The 15,721-nt window shown below is 43.5% G+C and carries 11 protein-coding genes, 3 tRNA genes, 1 riboswitch and 1 other annotated feature; of the genes, 9 read left to right on the top strand and 5 right to left on the bottom strand.

The annotated features are described in order from the left end of the window. The first annotated feature begins 10 nt into the window (after positions 1–10). From A5875_RS10910 to A5875_RS10885, 6 genes are all read left to right on the top strand, one after another. Positions 11–84, top strand: a tRNA-Ile gene (locus A5875_RS10910). A gap of 21 nt (positions 85–105) precedes the next feature. Then, positions 106–193, top strand: a tRNA-Ser gene (locus tag A5875_RS10905). Between the two features lie 17 nt (positions 194–210). Beyond that, a tRNA-Glu gene (locus A5875_RS10900) sits at positions 211–282 on the top strand. Positions 283–395: 113 nt separating this feature from the next. Further along, a riboswitch (SMK box riboswitch) is annotated at positions 396–480 on the top strand. Then, on the top strand, positions 478–1,668 hold the full coding sequence (metK, locus tag A5875_RS10895; protein WP_088933621.1) for a methionine adenosyltransferase: 1,191 nt from the start codon (positions 478–480) through the stop codon (positions 1,666–1,668). It overlaps the preceding riboswitch by 3 nt. Before the next feature lie 505 nt (positions 1,669–2,173). Beyond that, entirely contained in the window at positions 2,174–3,652 is a 1,479-nt protein-coding gene (locus A5875_RS10890) for an MDR family MFS transporter (protein ID WP_088933620.1), read from the top strand. Between the two features lie 22 nt (positions 3,653–3,674). Then, entirely contained in the window at positions 3,675–4,463 is a 789-nt protein-coding gene (locus A5875_RS10885) for an alpha/beta hydrolase (RefSeq protein ID WP_088933619.1), read from the top strand. Positions 4,464–4,606: 143 nt separating this feature from the next. On the opposite strand, the gene A5875_RS10880 is transcribed toward A5875_RS10885, so the two are convergent. The 4 genes from A5875_RS10880 to A5875_RS10865 form a co-directional block, all read right to left on the bottom strand. Beyond that, a complete protein-coding gene (locus tag A5875_RS10880) occupies positions 4,607–5,932 on the bottom strand; it encodes an IS4 family transposase (protein WP_088932427.1) in 1,326 nt (441 codons plus the stop codon). Positions 5,933–6,076: 144 nt separating this feature from the next. Then, complete coding sequence (locus tag A5875_RS10875) at positions 6,077–6,640, bottom strand: class I SAM-dependent methyltransferase (protein WP_088933618.1); 564 nt, start codon at positions 6,638–6,640, stop codon at positions 6,077–6,079. Then, positions 6,615–7,595 carry a TIGR01212 family radical SAM protein gene (locus tag A5875_RS10870; RefSeq protein ID WP_088933617.1) on the bottom strand — a complete coding sequence of 327 codons (981 nt, stop codon included), beginning with the start codon at positions 7,593–7,595 and terminating at the stop codon, positions 6,615–6,617. Before A5875_RS10870 ends, A5875_RS10875 begins: the two co-directional genes overlap by 26 nt. Beyond that, positions 7,592–8,251, bottom strand: a complete 660-nt coding sequence (locus tag A5875_RS10865; RefSeq protein ID WP_088933616.1) for a phosphatase PAP2 family protein — start codon at positions 8,249–8,251, stop codon at positions 7,592–7,594. The genes A5875_RS10870 and A5875_RS10865 overlap by 4 nt, the downstream gene beginning before the upstream one ends. Before the next feature lie 139 nt (positions 8,252–8,390). After that, positions 8,391–8,582 (top strand) — a binding site (T-box leader). A 267-nt stretch (positions 8,583–8,849) separates the two neighbouring features. On the opposite strand from A5875_RS10865, the gene leuS reads away from it, so the two are divergent. Both leuS and A5875_RS10855 read left to right on the top strand, forming a co-directional pair. Continuing rightward, positions 8,850–11,363 carry a leucine--tRNA ligase gene (leuS, locus tag A5875_RS10860; RefSeq protein WP_088933615.1) on the top strand — a complete coding sequence of 838 codons (2,514 nt, stop codon included), beginning with the start codon at positions 8,850–8,852 and terminating at the stop codon, positions 11,361–11,363. Positions 11,364–11,485: 122 nt separating this feature from the next. After that, positions 11,486–12,388, top strand: coding sequence for an NAD(P)H-dependent flavin oxidoreductase (locus A5875_RS10855; RefSeq protein WP_088933614.1), 903 nt, complete (start codon positions 11,486–11,488; stop codon positions 12,386–12,388). Positions 12,389–12,421: 33 nt separating this feature from the next. Here A5875_RS10855 and A5875_RS10850 read toward each other — a convergent pair whose 3' ends face one another. Then, positions 12,422–13,918, bottom strand: a complete 1,497-nt coding sequence (locus A5875_RS10850; protein ID WP_088933613.1) for a UDP-N-acetylmuramoyl-L-alanyl-D-glutamate--L-lysine ligase — start codon at positions 13,916–13,918, stop codon at positions 12,422–12,424. A 128-nt stretch (positions 13,919–14,046) separates the two neighbouring features. Here A5875_RS10850 and A5875_RS10845 point away from each other — a divergent pair, with 128 nt between their 5' ends. Then, positions 14,047–15,684 (top strand): putative polysaccharide biosynthesis protein, encoded by a 1,638-nt coding sequence (locus tag A5875_RS10845; RefSeq protein ID WP_088933612.1) that lies wholly within the window; start codon positions 14,047–14,049, stop codon positions 15,682–15,684. The last annotated feature ends 37 nt before the right edge of the window (positions 15,685–15,721 follow it).

Below are 15,721 nucleotides of genomic sequence, written 5' to 3'. Positions count from 1 at the left end.
TTTTTAAGAAGGGCCTATAGCTCAGCTGGTTAGAGCGCACGCCTGATAAGCGTGAGGTCGATGGTTCGAGTCCATTTAGGCCCATTAAAAATCTTTTTGGTTTTTGGGGAAGTACTCAAGTGGCTGAAGAGGCGCCCCTGCTAAGGGTGTAGGTCGGGAAACCGGCGCGAGGGTTCAAATCCCTCCTTCTCCGTTTTTTTTTATTGTTATGGCCCGTTGGTCAAGCGGTTAAGACACCGCCCTTTCACGGCGGTAACACGGGTTCGAGTCCCGTACGGGTCATCCTGAGACGTTTTCGAACGCCTCTTTTTTTTGTTGTGAAAGTGTTTTTTCATAAATTTTCAGATTTATTGAGGGATTTATTAGTGACAGGTGCTATTTTTCTGTTATAATCGAGTCGTTGCAAGTTCCCGATAGGCTCTGGAAAAAGGCCAGAGATTCCTTGTAACCGAATAAAAATTAGGGGGAATATTTATAATGGAAGAACGTCGTTTATTTACATCTGAATCAGTTTCAGAAGGACATCCGGATAAGGTTGCTGACCAAATCAGTGACGCGATTTTGGATGCGATTTTGGAAAAGGATCCGAAAGCCAGGGTTGCATGTGAGACATCTGTGACGACTGGGCTTGTTTTAGTTTTTGGAGAAATTTCTACTTCGGCGTATGTAGACATCCAAAAGGTTGTGCGTGAAACAATCAAGCGCATTGGCTACACAGAATCTAAGTTTGGTTTTGATGGAGACAACGTAGCTGTTTTAGTCGCAATCGATGAGCAATCTCCTGATATTGCGCAAGGGGTGGATGATGCTTTAGAAACCCGTGGTAAAGAAGAATTGTTAGATGATATCGGTGCTGGAGACCAAGGGCTTATGTTTGGCTTTGCAGTGAATGAGACACCTGAATTGATGCCCTTACCTATTTCATTGAGTCATCATTTAGTGAAACGTTTGGCTGATTTGCGTAAATCTGGTGAAGTGGCTTATTTTGGTCCAGATGCAAAATCTCAAGTAACAGTGGAATATGATGAAAATGGAAAACCTTTACGTGTGGATACGGTTGTTATCAGTACGCAGCACAATGAAGATGCTGACAATGAAACGATTCAAAAAGACGTAATGGAAAAAGTGATCAAACACGAAATTCCTGCTGAATTATTAGACGAGAAGACAAAATACTTTATTAATCCAACCGGTCGTTTTGTAATCGGCGGACCTCAAGGAGATGCCGGTCTAACTGGACGTAAGATTATCGTTGATACTTATGGTGGTTATTCACGTCATGGGGGCGGTGCTTTTTCTGGTAAGGATGCAACAAAAGTAGACCGTTCGGCTTCTTATGCTGCGCGTTATATCGCTAAAAACATTGTTGCTGCTGATTTAGCTGAAAAAGTTGAAGTACAGCTTGCTTATGCGATTGGTGTAGCACAGCCGGTTTCTATTTCAGTGAATACGTTCGGCACAGCAAAAGTTTCTGAAGAAGCATTGATTGGTGCGATTCGTGAAAACTTTGATTTGCGCCCAGCGGGGATCATTGAAATGCTGGATCTATTGCGCCCAATTTACAGCGATACAGCGGCTTATGGTCATTTTGGCCGGACTGACGTTGATCTTCCTTGGGAACACGTAGATAAGGTGGACGTGTTGAAAAAAAGTTTGAATTTAGCATAAATCGTACAGACATAAATTATTTATGGAGTTCACGAGGCGGTTTCTATTGATCATGGATCGATGGAACCGTCTTTTTTTGTCAGTCCAACTTTTCCCAGTTATATAAAGCAAGAGAATCGAATAATCTTTTTAGCTTAGAAAATAGCATCTAGGCGTTTAGTTGGATGATATGTCGACGAGGATAAGAATAAAATTTGACCAAAATTTATATTCCCTATTATTTGGAGTCGACTGCGGGTTCCACTTCTTACTGTGTTGTTTTAGTGGAATCGTATGCGTGACGAGAATCAGATTCATTTTTCTCGAGTTTTAGAAAAATGAATTCTTTACAACGAGGTAGTGGTCAGTCCAACTTTTCTCAGTTGTCTAAGGCAAAGGGATCAAGTAATTTAATAGTATCTAGGTGTTTAGTCGACTGCGATTTTTTAAAAAAAAAAAGAGCGTCTTAAAAATGTGCTATATGGTAGTGTATGGATAGAATGTGAGATGAATTTGGAGGGGAAAGATGAAAAGAAAAACAAATGTAAAGGTTGTGACCGCAGGGATTTTTATCGCGACATTTATGTCGGCGATTGAAGGGACGATCGTGACAACAGCGATGCCGACGATTGTTGGCAGTTTGCACGGGATTGAAATTATGAATTGGGTATTTTCGATTTATTTATTGACGAATGCGATGATCACACCGATTTATGGAAAATTGGCGGATAAAATTGGCCGGAAACCGATTTTTATTGTAGGAATTTTATTGTTTGTTATAGGCTCTGCGTTGTGCGGGATGTCGAATGAAATGTTGACGTTGATCATTGCTCGCGGAATTCAAGGAATCGGAGCTGGCGCGATCATGCCGGTTTCATTGACGATCATTGCGGATCTATATGACATTGAAAAGCGTGCCAAAGTTTTGGGTTTGACGAGTGCGGCTTGGGGCGTAGCTAGTGTTTTTGGTCCGCTGGCTGGCGGACTGATCGTGGACACGGTTGGCTGGCATTGGATATTTTTTATCAACGTGCCGATTGGTTTAGGCTTAATCGGATTGCTGCAATATTTCTTTGTGGAAGAGAAAAAAGTGCACCAAGCGAAAAAAATGGATGTCTTTGGCAGTTTATTTTTGATGCTGACATTGGTAAGTTTATTGTTGGGCTTCCAGCTTTTAGGTGACGGGGGAATATCCGTAACAGTGGGTGCTTTATTTGCGGCGAGCATTCTTTTCTTAGTTTTATTTATTCGAACGGAAAAACGGGCAGAGGACCCCGTGATCAATTTGAAATTATTTAGTAATCAAACGTTTGCCAGTGTGAATATCGTTGCGGCATTGATCAGCGGTTTCTTGATGGGCCTAGATGTGTATATTCCTATGTGGATGCAAGGTGTATTAGGAAAACCTGCGGGAATCGGCGGGCTGGTATTAGCTCCGATGTCGATTGTTTGGATGTACGGGTCCTTTTTATCGGGGCAGTTATTGCGTAAGTATTCGGCCAAATGGATCATTATTATTGGACTGGTCATTATTTTAGCGGGTGGCGGGACGTTATTGGCGTTGCCTCAGCAGAGTCCGTTTTGGTTGTTTTTCATTATCACAGGTGTTTTGGGTGTCGGTTATGGTCTGGCGATTACGACTACGACGGTGGAGGCACAAGCGAGTGTGCCAAAGGAAGAGATTGGTGTAGCGACTTCTTTTAATACATTGTCTCGGACGATCGGTCAAACTGTGATGGTTTCAATCTTTGGTATCATCCTGAATGTCGCAAATGGGCGGCAGCTGGTTGCGGCGGGAATCGCTGATCTGGATATCATGAATCGTTTGATCAATCCTCATACTGCGTTGCAAATCGAATCAGGTTTGCGGACAGAGTTAAGAAAAGTTCTCTTTGACAGCTTGCATTGGGTGTATTTTGCGGGGCTGCTGCTAGTTATTTTCGCACTAGTTTTCAGCTTTATGGTTGGCAAACAATCGAGAAGTGTTAAACTAAACGAAGAATAAAAGAACTGGAGGAACTGGCTGGATGGCTTTTTTACAGGTGAATGTCTATTCGAACGTTTTGCAAATGGAAGTGGCAATGAACGTGATCTTGCCGCAAACAACACATAAAAAAATTGGAACTGAGACTGCTGGTGTAACGGAAGATGTGCCCGTCTTGTATTTATTGCATGGCATGGGTGGAAACCATAGTGTTTGGGAGCGTCGCACGTCAATCGAACGTTATGTGGCCGAATATCAGCTGGCGGTAGTGATGCCTTCGACGGATCTGGGCTTTTATACCGATACGACCTACGACATGAAGTATTGGACGTTTGTTTCGGAAGAATTGCCAACGATCGTACATGAGCTCTTTCCGCAAATTACTCGTAAACGGGAAAAAACTTTTGCGGCGGGATTATCGATGGGCGGTTATGGTGCATTGAAATTAGGGCTGGCAAAGCCTGAAAATTTTGCGGCGGTGGCTTCTTTATCCGGGGCGGTTGTATTAGCAGATGTCGAAAGTTTATTGCTGGTACGCAATGAAGCGTATTGGCAAGGAATCTTTGGACCGTTGGAGCAAATCCAAGGTTCTGAAAATGATCCAATTCATTTGTTGGATGAGTTGGTCGAAAGTGGGAAATCCGCACCGCGCTTCTTCTTAGCGTGCGGGACAGAAGATGATTTGTATCCGGCGAGTCAATACATGGCCCATAAGATGGAACAAAAAAAGCTCGCTGTGACTTTTGAAGAGGGTCCAGGAAAGCATGATTGGGTGTTTTGGGATGCTTGGATCAAGCGAGTGTTGGAATGGTTTAATGAAAAGAACGACTGATCGCGATCCAATGTCATTAACTTAAGCATCTTGACAAATAAACACTAGCTTCGTTTGAAGAATTGTTCTTCAAACGAAGCTAGTGTTTTGTCTGTTATAGAATCGGATACACGACTAAATAAGCTACTTGATAGATAACGTCATTAATAAGTATATCTATAAGATCGCCTAGATTTGTTTATAGTGTGATGCCTTGTAGCTATTCGATCAGGACGAACTGGAATAAGGTGTTGTTTAATTAGTTCACTCATCCGTTCTACCGACTCATGGCGTTTTTCTGGAGTATTCCCAAGGATTGATTGAATGAAATAGGTTTTAACGACCCCTATAGAAATACTGATATTTCGCCTCATTTCATGCTTATAGCGTTCTTGTGGGATTCCTTCTGTTTCATTTAATTCAATTATATAAAGCATAATTAAATTGTATAGCCAGACACAACAATAAATATCTTGGCGAATCAACCAGTCTCGAATTCCACTAAACTCTTCCAGCTTCATTCGATTTTTTAAAATATTATAGGCGGTTTCAATTTCCCATCTTAAACGATAAAGTTCCTTCAATCCTTCCAAAGAAAATTCATCGGGTGTTAGATTTGTCAAAAGCAACTCATCATAAGTCTCGCCGGTAGTTCCTCTGACTAGAGGGATTTTTACGAAGCGCAAAGTGTAGGTAGTATTCATTAATTTTGTTCGAAAAGAACGATTTTCTCGATACTTATTCGTTTCTACACGATTAAATTGAACATCAACGGTTCGATCTTCTCCAGAAACAAGCGTTCCTGTGTAGCGCTTTAGGTTCTGTTTATCCATACGAATGATAAACTTTTGATTATTTTCTATCATTTGATCAATTAATTTCATAGAGAAGTAGCCTCGATCAAAAGTAGTAATGGTCGGTTGTCTAAGAATTTTTTTAAGTTGGTTGAGGTGTTGGGACGCACACTCACGCTCGCTGAATTTATAAGGTTCAATGCAAGTGTCGAGCGCGACCTTATTGATACAATCATAGAGAAGAGAAATTTTTGCCATCACGGTACTAATCGCTTGATTCGGTTTATTTACACCATAAATTTCGATAGTTTCTTCTGTTGAGGGCAAAATAATATCTGAACTATCGATCGCTGTGACAATGTATCCATTCAATTTCACTAACTTATCGTCGTATTTTTCATAAGCCATTGAGAGATAGTCTTCCATCATCAAGTGAAGTGCTTTTGGGTTAAACTTCATTCGTGCTTTATAAAAGGCGACAGTTGAAACGTCTAATGGTTTGTTTTGTACAGAGTAAAAGTTGAGAAGTTCTGAAAATTGCGACAAGCCTTTTTGAGAAAACATTTGAAGCATCAGCTTAAGTGGCGTTGTTTTTCTTTTTCGAGTGAAGGCACGAGGATTTCCTTCTCGAATATCTTCTAAAAAAATTGTAGGAGCTTCTTCGATAAATTCATAAAAATCATCCCACATCATCATTTTCAGTACCTCCTCCGAAATTATCAATCTTTTACTTAAAGTATAGCTTGAAAAAGCAGAAAAGAAGTATAAATCTGCAATACATGCAAATTTATACTTCTTCATGAAAGTCAACATGCTTAAGTTAATGACATTGGATCGCGATCAGTCGTTCTTTTTTTCTACGCACAATAGAATCGGCGGATTATTTTTTTGATTGATAAATTGATAGTTTAATACGCTGAATTTTTCTTGCGGCAAGTTTTGACAAAATTGCAAGACTTCATTTTTTTCCGCTTCGCCGCCTTCATGACCGTAATAAATCACCACGATCATCCGACCGCCAACAGTTAAACGTTTCAAGATCGCACTCATGGCTTGCTTAGTAGTTTCTGGCAAAGTGATGATTTGCTTGTCGCTTTTCGGCAGATAACCGAGATTAAAAATTGCCGCTTTTATTGGCTGATCGACAGCGATCTTCTCTTCGATGGTTTCGTGACCTGCAAGAAAAAGTGTTGAACGTTCTGCGTACGCTGCTAATTTTTCGCGGGTATTTTGAAGTGCCTGTTCTTGAATGTCAAACGCATAAACCTGTCCTGTTGAACCGACTAATTCAGCTAAAAAAAGAGTATCATTGCCGTTTCCCATCGTGGCATCAATTACGTGGTCTCCTTTTGAAACGACATCTTTTAATAATTGATGACTAAAGCGCAGAGCCGTTAGCAGCATGAACAAATTCCTTTCTTAAGGCAAATTTTCCTTGATAAGAATCGCGGCGGATCAGTTCTTGATCAATCGCATTTAGGACTTCCCATTTTTTCAGACTCCACATTGGTCCGATCAGGGAATCCCAAGGCGCATCCCCGGTCAAGCGATGGATGATGATGTCTTGGGGAATCAACTCCAGCTGGTCGCAGATGACAGAGACATAGTCCTCTTTGCTCATTAATTGCAAGCGGCCTTCCGCGTAATCTCGCAGCATTTTTGTGTTGCGCATCAAATGCAGCAGATGCAGCTTGATCCCTTGGACATCAGAATCCAAAATCGTTCGGCGCACATTTTCGCGCATCATCTCTAAGGATTCCCCGGGCAGACCGTTGATCAGGTGTGTGCAGACGTTGATATCATGTTTACGCAGACGCGCGACTGCATTGACGTAGGTTGGATAATCGTGGGCACGATTGATCATGTCGCTGGTGGATTCATAGGTTGTTTGTAACCCGAGCTCGACCCAGAGGTATAAGCGTTGATTGAGTTCCGCCAAATATTCTACGACCTCCGGCGGGAGACAATCTGGCCGCGTGCCGACAGATAAACCCACCACACCAGGAAGATTGACGACCTGCTCGAAACGCTCGCGAATTACTTCTACGGGTGCATGGGTATTAGTAAAGTTCTGAAAATAGACGATGTATTGCTCGACATGGGGCCATTTTTGGTGCATCATGTCGATTTCCTTATGGAATTGCTGAGGCAGCGGATCACTTGGCGCCACGATCATATCGCCGGAGCCAGATACGCTGCAGAAAGTACAGCCGCCATGTGCGACCGTCCCGTCACGGTTGGGACAATCGAAGCCGCCATCAACGGGCACTTTAAAGATTTTTCCGCCGAACTGCTGCCGCAGTGCGTAATTCCATGAATGATAGCGTTTGGCTTCATCATCACTATATTGAAAGGTCATTTCTGCCTCCTAATTGCTTTTAGATCATAAGCTAATTTTTTCTCTTTGTAATAAGGATAGGTAAAAAGCAGCCAGCTGCTGCCAAAAAGTGCTCCAGCTAGAACGTCGCTAGGATAATGAACCCCAAGATAGATCCGGCTGATCACAATACTAACGATCAATAAGCCAACGACGATCTGTGCGATCAAGCGCGGTGTTTTTTCTTTAAAGAACAAGGCCATCACAAAAATCAAGGTTCCATATAATAAGGTGCTGGCCGTTGCGTGTCCGCTGGGGAAACTAAAGCTGTGCTCGGTCACCATATGAGGCAAGAGCGTTGGCCGTGCCCGATGGAAGAAAAGCTTCAGCAAGTGATTACCGATCCCGCTGACTAAGGCCATGCTGGCTGCCAGCCAAAGCGCCGTGATTTTTTGTTTGTTGAAGTAAAACAAACCGACGAAAACGAGGGATAAGATAATCACCGTGATAGGGTTCGCAAATTTTGTCACCCATAAAAAGTAGCCGTTCATTTGCGGATAGAGCTGATGGACCGCATGGATGATTCCGCGATCAAAACCGGATAAGGTTTCTGGATAAAACCGGACAATATAACACAGTGCCGCAAAAAAAAGCAGGGTGAAGCTGCCGATTAATTGGTAGATTGGTTTATTTTTCATTGTTTTTCTATGATTCATCCTTTCTAAACAGAAGTATTATATCATGTTTCGCCAGCAGGACAATTTTTTCAAGGATTTCTTAAAGGGAATTCAATTGAATATTATTTTGGAATCTGCTAAGATGAAACTACTTTGAATATTGTTTGCCCGGAAGAGGAGTAGTAGAAACGAACGCATTTCAGAGAGCGCACGGTGCTGTGAGTGTGCATGCGGAAAATTCGAACTTACCTTGGAGCAAGATCAAATGATCCGGTTAAAGACCGTTATTTCTTTTGAGGTCTGCCATCTGGCAGATAAAAATAGGTGGTACCACGTTGATAACGTCCTATGAGAGTTCTTTTTGAGCTTTCGTAGGACTTTTTTTGCGAGTTCCACTTCTTGTTTCAGCAAGACTAGTAGAATGATAGGCGTGATGAAAAACGAATTAGCTGCGAGTTCCGCTTTTCGAGTTATTCAAAGTAACTGCACAACAAACGGTTGGGATGTTCATTTATTAAGAATTCTTCTATTATCACGAGTCAGCTTTTAGTTTCAATTTAGAAATTGCGGCTATATTATCAATGTAAACAAAATAAGTTCATATATTAGGAGGAACAACATGAGTTACGATCACAAGGCGATTGAGAAAAAATGGCAAAAATATTGGGCAAAGCACAATGTGTTTAACACCCAGGATGATCCTGAAAGACCAAAATTTTATGCGTTAGATATGTTTCCTTATCCATCTGGACAAGGCTTGCACGTTGGACACCCGGAAGGCTACACAGCGACTGACGTGATTTCACGGATGAAACGGGCGCAAGGCTATAACGTTTTACATCCAATGGGCTGGGATGCTTTTGGCTTGCCTGCTGAGCAATACGCGTTGGATACAGGCAATGATCCAGCCGAATTCACGAAGAAAAATATCGAGACCTTCAAACGTCAAATCAACTCATTAGGCTTCAGCTATGACTGGAATCGTGAATTAAATACAACAGATCCTGAGTACTACAAATGGACGCAATGGATCTTTGAACAAATGTATGAAAAAGGCTTGGCCTATGAAGCGGAAGTTCCGGTTAACTGGGTGCCTGAATTAGGTACGGTTATTTCGAACGAAGAAGTGATTGACGGCAAGAGCGAACGCGGCGGCTATGATGTTATCCGCAAACCAATGCGTCAATGGATGTTGAAAATCACCGCTTATGCTGATCGCTTGCTAGATGATTTAGAAACGGTTGATTGGCCTGAAAGCATCAAAGAAATGCAACGTAACTGGATCGGCCGCTCCATTGGTGCGAATGTCAGCTTCAAGATCGAAGGCAGCGAGGAAACATTTACTGTTTTCACGACACGTCCGGATACTTTATTTGGTGCGACATATGCAGTCTTGGCACCAGAATTAGAATTAGTGCAAAAAATTACTACGCCTGAACAAAAAGCAGCGGTGGATGCCTATATTGAAGAAGCTTCGAAAAAGTCTGAATTGAATCGGACGGATTTAGCGAAGGAAAAAACTGGGGTCTTCACAGGGGCTTATGCGATCAATCCTGTGAATGGCGAAAAAATGCCGATTTGGATCGGGGATTATGTTTTAGCTTCTTACGGAACCGGCGCGATCATGGCGGTGCCCGCTCATGATGAACGAGACTATGAATTTGCCAAAACATTTGGTCTGCCAATCATTCCTGTACTTGAAGGCGGCGATGTAGAAAAAGAAGCCTTTACCGGCGACGGCCCGCACATCAACTCAGAATTCTTGGATGGAATGAACAAACAAGACGCCATCGATGCCATGGTTCCATGGTTAGAAGAACACGGCTGCGGGAAGAAAGAAATCAGCTACCGTTTGCGAGACTGGTTGTTCTCTCGTCAACGTTATTGGGGTGAACCAATTCCTGTGATTCACTGGGAAGACGGCACGACTGGCTTAGTACCAGATTATGAATTGCCATTGGAATTACCAAAAACAACAGATATCAAACCAAGCGGTACTGGTGAATCACCATTGGCCAACATTGAAGAATGGGTCAATGTGGTTGATCCGATCACTGGTAAAAAAGGTCGTCGTGAAACGAACACAATGCCGCAATGGGCAGGCAGCTCATGGTATTACCTGCGTTTCATCGATCCGCATAACAAAGAAGCCTTGGCAGATTACGATAAATTGAAACGCTGGATGCCGGTTGATCTTTATATCGGCGGAGCTGAACATGCGGTACTGCATTTATTGTATGTTCGTTTCTGGCATAAATTCTTGTATGACATCGGTGTCGTGCCAACGAATGAACCATTCCAAAAACTATACAATCAAGGCATGATCTTAGGCCAAAGCTTCCGCGACAGCCGCGGTGCGTTAGTACCAACGAATTTGGTAGAAAAACGCGACGGCAAGTGGTTCAGCGTCGAAACTGGCGAAGAATTAGAAGAAGCACCAGCGAAGATGAGTAAATCATTGAAAAATGTCGTGAATCCTGACGATGTGGTTGAAAAATATGGTGCTGACACTTTACGGATGTACGAAATGTTTATGGGACCATTGGATGCCGCGATTGCTTGGAGTGAAAACGGCCTTGAAGGGTCACGGAAATTCTTGGAGCGGGTATGGCGTCTGATTGTTGATGAAGAGGGCAAGATGCGGGATCATATTACTACCCTTAACGATGGTTCATTGACGAAGGTCTACAACCAAACGGTAAAAAAAGTAACAGAGGATATGGAGCACCTGCATTTGAATACGGCCATTTCTCAATTGATGGTCTTTGTAAATGATGCTTATAAAGCAGAAGCGTTGACTTACGAATACGTGGAAGGCTTTGTACAACTACTAGCACCGATCGCACCGCATATCGCCGAAGAGCTTTGGGCGATTTTAGGACACGAAGGCGGCATCTCTCATGTAGCATGGCCAACGTATGACGAAGAAGCGTTGGTTGAAAATGAAGTTGAGGTCATCCTGCAAGTCAACGGCAAAGTTCGTTCAAAAGCAATGATCGCGGTTGATCTGCCAAAAGACGAGTTGGAAAAATTGGCGATGGCTGATGAACATATCCAACGCAACATTGAAGGCAAAACAGTTCGTAAAGTAATTGTGGTGCCGAATAAATTAGTTAATATTGTAGCAAATTAAGTATCTGGAATGTCTCGCAATTTTGCGGGGCATTTTTTTGCTCTTAAACACCAAAATAAAAATGATGCTCGGTTCCTTCTTCAAATATGCTAGGATGAAGAAAAGCAGAAACGAGGGGTTCGATGAAAAAGATTACGGAGTTATTAGGTATCCAGTATCCGATTTTTCAAGGAGCGATGGCGCATATCGCTCGTTATCCGTTAGTCAGTGCCGTGTCAGAAGCGGGCGGCTTAGGGATTATTGCGGCCGGCGGATTGAGCGGAGAAGAATTACGGGAACAAATTCGTGAGACAAAAAAGCGCACGAAAAAACCATTTGCGGTCAATCTGATGCTGCAAATGGAAAATATCTCCGAGCAAGTCGACGTATTGATTGCAGAAGGAGTCAAGATCGTCACAACTGGGGCAGGCACACCTAAGCCTTATATGGATAAGTTGAAGCAGGCGAACATCAAAGTTTTCCCTGTGATCCCTTCAGTGAAGCTGGCGAAAAAAATGGAACAGCTGGGTGTCGACGGTGTGATCGCAGAGGGCATGGAGGCTGGCGGTCATATTGGAGAAACGACGACAATGACCTTGATTCCGCAGGTCGCACAGGCGGTTGAGCTTCCTGTGATCGCAGCCGGCGGGATCGGGGATGGTCGCGGGATGTCGGCGGCATTTGCATTGGGTGCTAAGGGTGTTCAAATGGGGACAGCTTTTTTAAGCGTTGAGGAATGTCCAATCCATGAAAATTACCAGCAGGCGATCTTGCAGGCGGATGATACGGCAACAACAGTGATTCGGAAAGCCAAAGGCGGAGCGATCCGCGGCTTGAAAAATCAGTTAACCGAAGAAGATACGAGTGAAGCTTTTTCTTTAGCGGCATTGCAGCGAGCTGCGGATGATGGCGATACCCAACAAGGAATTGTTATGTCAGGGCAAATCGCCGGTATGCTGAAGGAAGTGAAAACAGCTAAAGCGTTGATCGAAGACGTTTGGGCTGAGTCGGAAGCTGTCAGCAAGAGACTGGCTGATTATTATTAAAAGCAGAACTAAAAAAAGACTAACGGGAGTCCGTTAGTCTTTAATAAATGCTTCTGCTAAATGATAGTCGCCTTCGTAAGGAAGATTTTCTCCTTTGACGGTCATGTATTTGTCGGTTCCTTTACCGGCTAAAATGATGGCATCCTTTGGTCCGGCATTACGGATAGCATCTTTGATCGCTTTTTTACGATCGATTTCAAAATGAACCCGCACATGCTCGTTTTGGATGCCTTCTTCGATTTCGTCCGCGATTTTTTTCGGCTCTTCGAAGTTTGGATCGTCGCTGGTTAAAACAGCAACATCGGCATATTCTCCGATCGCTTGACCCAAGCCTTCACGACGGGATTCTGCTTTATTTCCGGTCGAGCCGGTGATCACCAGCAGTTCGCCATCGGGATGCTGCTCTTTTGCGAAGGCCAGCAAGGATTTCATACTTAGATAATTATGGGCATAGTCCACATAGATGTGCGCCCCGTTTGGTTTAAGCAGCAGGTTCATTCGACCAGGAACCAATGCTTCAGCTAGGCCTTGACGACCAGCGTTTTGATCAGCGCCTACTAAAGCACTGGCAAGCAATGCGGCGGCGGCATTTTCTTTATTAAAGTCGCCGGCTAATAAAATTTGGTAATCACCATTTAATTTGAATGAATCCTTTACACTGGATAAGGCGAAGGCCAAAGGATGCTCTAAAGGTGCTACCTGATAATCGGCTGCTTCATTTCCGTAGGTGATCACGGGAATATTTTTTGTTTGCGCTAGTTCTTGTAATAGATCGAAGTGATCGATCTCATGCTGCAAGATGACTTGGCGAGAATTTGCCACCAATTGTCGTTTACAATAGAAGTAATCTTCAAAGGTCGGATGTTCGATCGGTCCGATATGATCCGGCGAGATGTTGAGGAAAATCCCCACATCAAAGCTCAAACCGTAAACTCGTGCTACTTTGTAGGCCTGCGAAGAAACTTCCATGACTAGATGGGTCATGCCGTTGGCAACAGCTTCTGCCATCATTCGATATAGGTCCAGCGATTCTGGCGTCGTAAGCTTTGATTTGAAAAAAGTTACGCCGTCTAATGTCGTATTCAAGGTCGACAACAGCGCGGTCTTTTTATCGGTAGCGATATCTAAAATTTGTTTTGTAAAATAAGCGACCGTCGTCTTGCCCTTTGTTCCGGTGATTCCGATCAGCTTCAATTTTTCTTGCGGATAATCATAAAAGGCCATACTCAAAACGGCCATCGCTTTGCGAATATCGGTGACGATGATCGCTAAGTCCGCTGGAACCTCATAAGGCTGTTCGGCGATGTAACAAGTTAGGCCATCTGTTAGCGCCTGTTCTAAGAAGCGTTGTTGGAAATTATTTCCTTTACAGAAAAAAAGTGTCTCGCTATCGACATCACGGGAGTCGTAAGAGATTTTTTGAAAGCTTTTGTCAAAAGGCGCGGTCAACGTCCAACGCGTGGGCGTGATAAACTCGCGTAATAGGTTTTCTTTTTCAAGGATCGCTTGAATTTGGGTAAGTGTCAGCATGTTGAGACCTCCAATATATAGTCTAGGCTATTATAGCATAGCTCAGGCATCAGAGAAAAAGTAAAGAGTGATTGTCAGAAGTGTGATTTAGCTTTACTATAAGGGTAACGATTTTGAAGGAGGAGACCATGAAAGAGACACGACCAAGTGATCTGAGCTATCAAGAAAAGATGATTCAAGGGTCGGCCTGGATGTCGATCGGCAGCATTTTTTCGCGACTGCTGGGTGCGATTTACATTATTCCGTGGTACGCCTGGATGGGTGAAAACGCCCGTGCTGCCAACGGTTTATTCAATATGGGTTATACCTTTTACGCCTTGTTTATGATGATCTCTACGGCTGGTCTGCCGGGAGCGATCGCGAAACAGGTGGCTCGCTACAATTCGATGGGCGAATATCAGACGAGTCGGCATTTATTTATCAAGGCTCTGCAGGTGACAGCGGTCTTAGGGATCTTTTTTGGCGGTGTGATGTTCTTTACGGCACCATTATTGGCCAGCTTATCTGGCGGCGGGCGCGCCCTGATCCCAGTGATCCAAGCGTTGAGTATTGCCGTTGTTGCTTTTCCTTGTATGAGTGTTCTGCGGGGATATTTTCAAGGGCAGCAAAATATGCGGCCTTCAGCGATCTCACAGCTGGTTGAACAAGCGCTTCGTGTCTTGTATATGCTTTTAAGTGTCTTCATTATTATGAAGGTCATGAAGGGGGATTACTTGAGTGCGGTGATCCAATCGACCTTCGCTGCATCAGTAGGAATGATCGGCTCCTATGCTGTTCTGCTTTTTTATTGGTTCAAAGAACGCAGACAAGAGGAGCTGCAACCAGGATATCGTTTTACCAAAGTGAAAATCGATACGAAGAAGCTATTGATCGAAACGGTCAGACAGGCAATCCCGTTTATTTTACTAGGCAGCGGGATTATCTTTTATAAATTGATCGATCAAATGACCTTTATCCATACGATGGCCGCCAATACTAACTACAGTCACGATCAATTAGTTGCGCTCTATGCGTTATTCAGTGCGAACCCGGATAAGCTGACGATGGTGGTAGTCGCATTAGGAACTTCTTTAGCCTTAACAAGCTTGCCGATGCTGACGGAGCTCTTTACTCAAAAACGCAGACCGGAGCTTGCGAAGCTAGTTAATACGAATATCCAATTGTTTGCTTTTATTATGCTGCCGGCCGTTTTTGGCATGATCTTATTAGCCTATCCGTTGAATACAGTCTTTTATTCGGCAGATGTTCTTGGCAGCCGCGTATTAGTCGTTGCTTGCTGGAGTGGTTTGGTATCGGCACTGTTCATGATGCTGTCCACGACGCTGCAAGGAATTTCCCATAGCAGGATCGCGGTAAGGTATTGGCTGGCGGGATTGCTGTTAAAAATGCTCATTCAAATTCCCTTGATCGAACTGCTGGAAGTTTATGGACCTTTAGTGGCGACATTTATCGGCTTGAGCTTGACCTGCGGTTTGTGTTTGTGGAAATTGCGCAGAGTTGTTCATGCAAATTATCAGCTGGCCTTTCGCCGCTGTGTATTGATTTTGATTCTAACGCTCGTGATGTTGGTGGTGGCGATCATCGTTCGGCAATTAAGCTATCTTGCCTTTGATCCGTCCTCGCGCTTTTCGGCTCTGGCCATTTGTTTATTGACCGCAGGTGCGGGCGGCTTGGTTTATTTCTATTTAAGCTTGAAAATCCGGTTGGTTGATAAACTCGTTGGACCTCAAGCTAGGAAGTGGCGGAAACGACTAAGAATCAAATAAGAAATACTTCTGCTTTTTAATCAAGCAGGAGTATTTT

Origin of the sequence: Enterococcus sp. 3H8_DIV0648 (assembly GCF_002140655.1) — a bacterium.
GTDB classification, from domain to species: Bacteria; Bacillota; Bacilli; order Lactobacillales; family Enterococcaceae; genus Enterococcus_A; species Enterococcus_A hulanensis.
This window is presented reverse-complemented; position numbering and strand designations above follow the sequence as displayed.

Bases quoted from the DNA above. Each gene is read 5' to 3' on its own strand.
- metK (WP_088933621.1), top strand. From the start codon at position 478: ATGGAAGAACGTCGTTTATTTACATCTGAATCAGTTTCAGAAGGACAT.
- A5875_RS10880 (WP_088932427.1), bottom strand. From the start codon at position 5,932: ATGATGATGTGGGATGATTTTTATGAATTTATCGAAGAAGCTCCTACA.
- A5875_RS10850 (WP_088933613.1), bottom strand. From the start codon at position 13,918: ATGCTGACACTTACCCAAATTCAAGCGATCCTTGAAAAAGAAAACCTA.
- A5875_RS10845 (WP_088933612.1), top strand. From the start codon at position 14,047: ATGAAAGAGACACGACCAAGTGATCTGAGCTATCAAGAAAAGATGATT.
- A5875_RS10865 (WP_088933616.1), bottom strand. From the start codon at position 8,251: ATGAAAAATAAACCAATCTACCAATTAATCGGCAGCTTCACCCTGCTT.
- A5875_RS10875 (WP_088933618.1), bottom strand. From the start codon at position 6,640: ATGCTGCTAACGGCTCTGCGCTTTAGTCATCAATTATTAAAAGATGTC.
- A5875_RS10855 (WP_088933614.1), top strand. From the start codon at position 11,486: ATGAAAAAGATTACGGAGTTATTAGGTATCCAGTATCCGATTTTTCAA.
- A5875_RS10870 (WP_088933617.1), bottom strand. From the start codon at position 7,595: ATGACCTTTCAATATAGTGATGATGAAGCCAAACGCTATCATTCATGG.
- A5875_RS10890 (WP_088933620.1), top strand. From the start codon at position 2,174: ATGAAAAGAAAAACAAATGTAAAGGTTGTGACCGCAGGGATTTTTATC.
- A5875_RS10885 (WP_088933619.1), top strand. From the start codon at position 3,675: ATGGCTTTTTTACAGGTGAATGTCTATTCGAACGTTTTGCAAATGGAA.
- leuS (WP_088933615.1), top strand. From the start codon at position 8,850: ATGAGTTACGATCACAAGGCGATTGAGAAAAAATGGCAAAAATATTGG.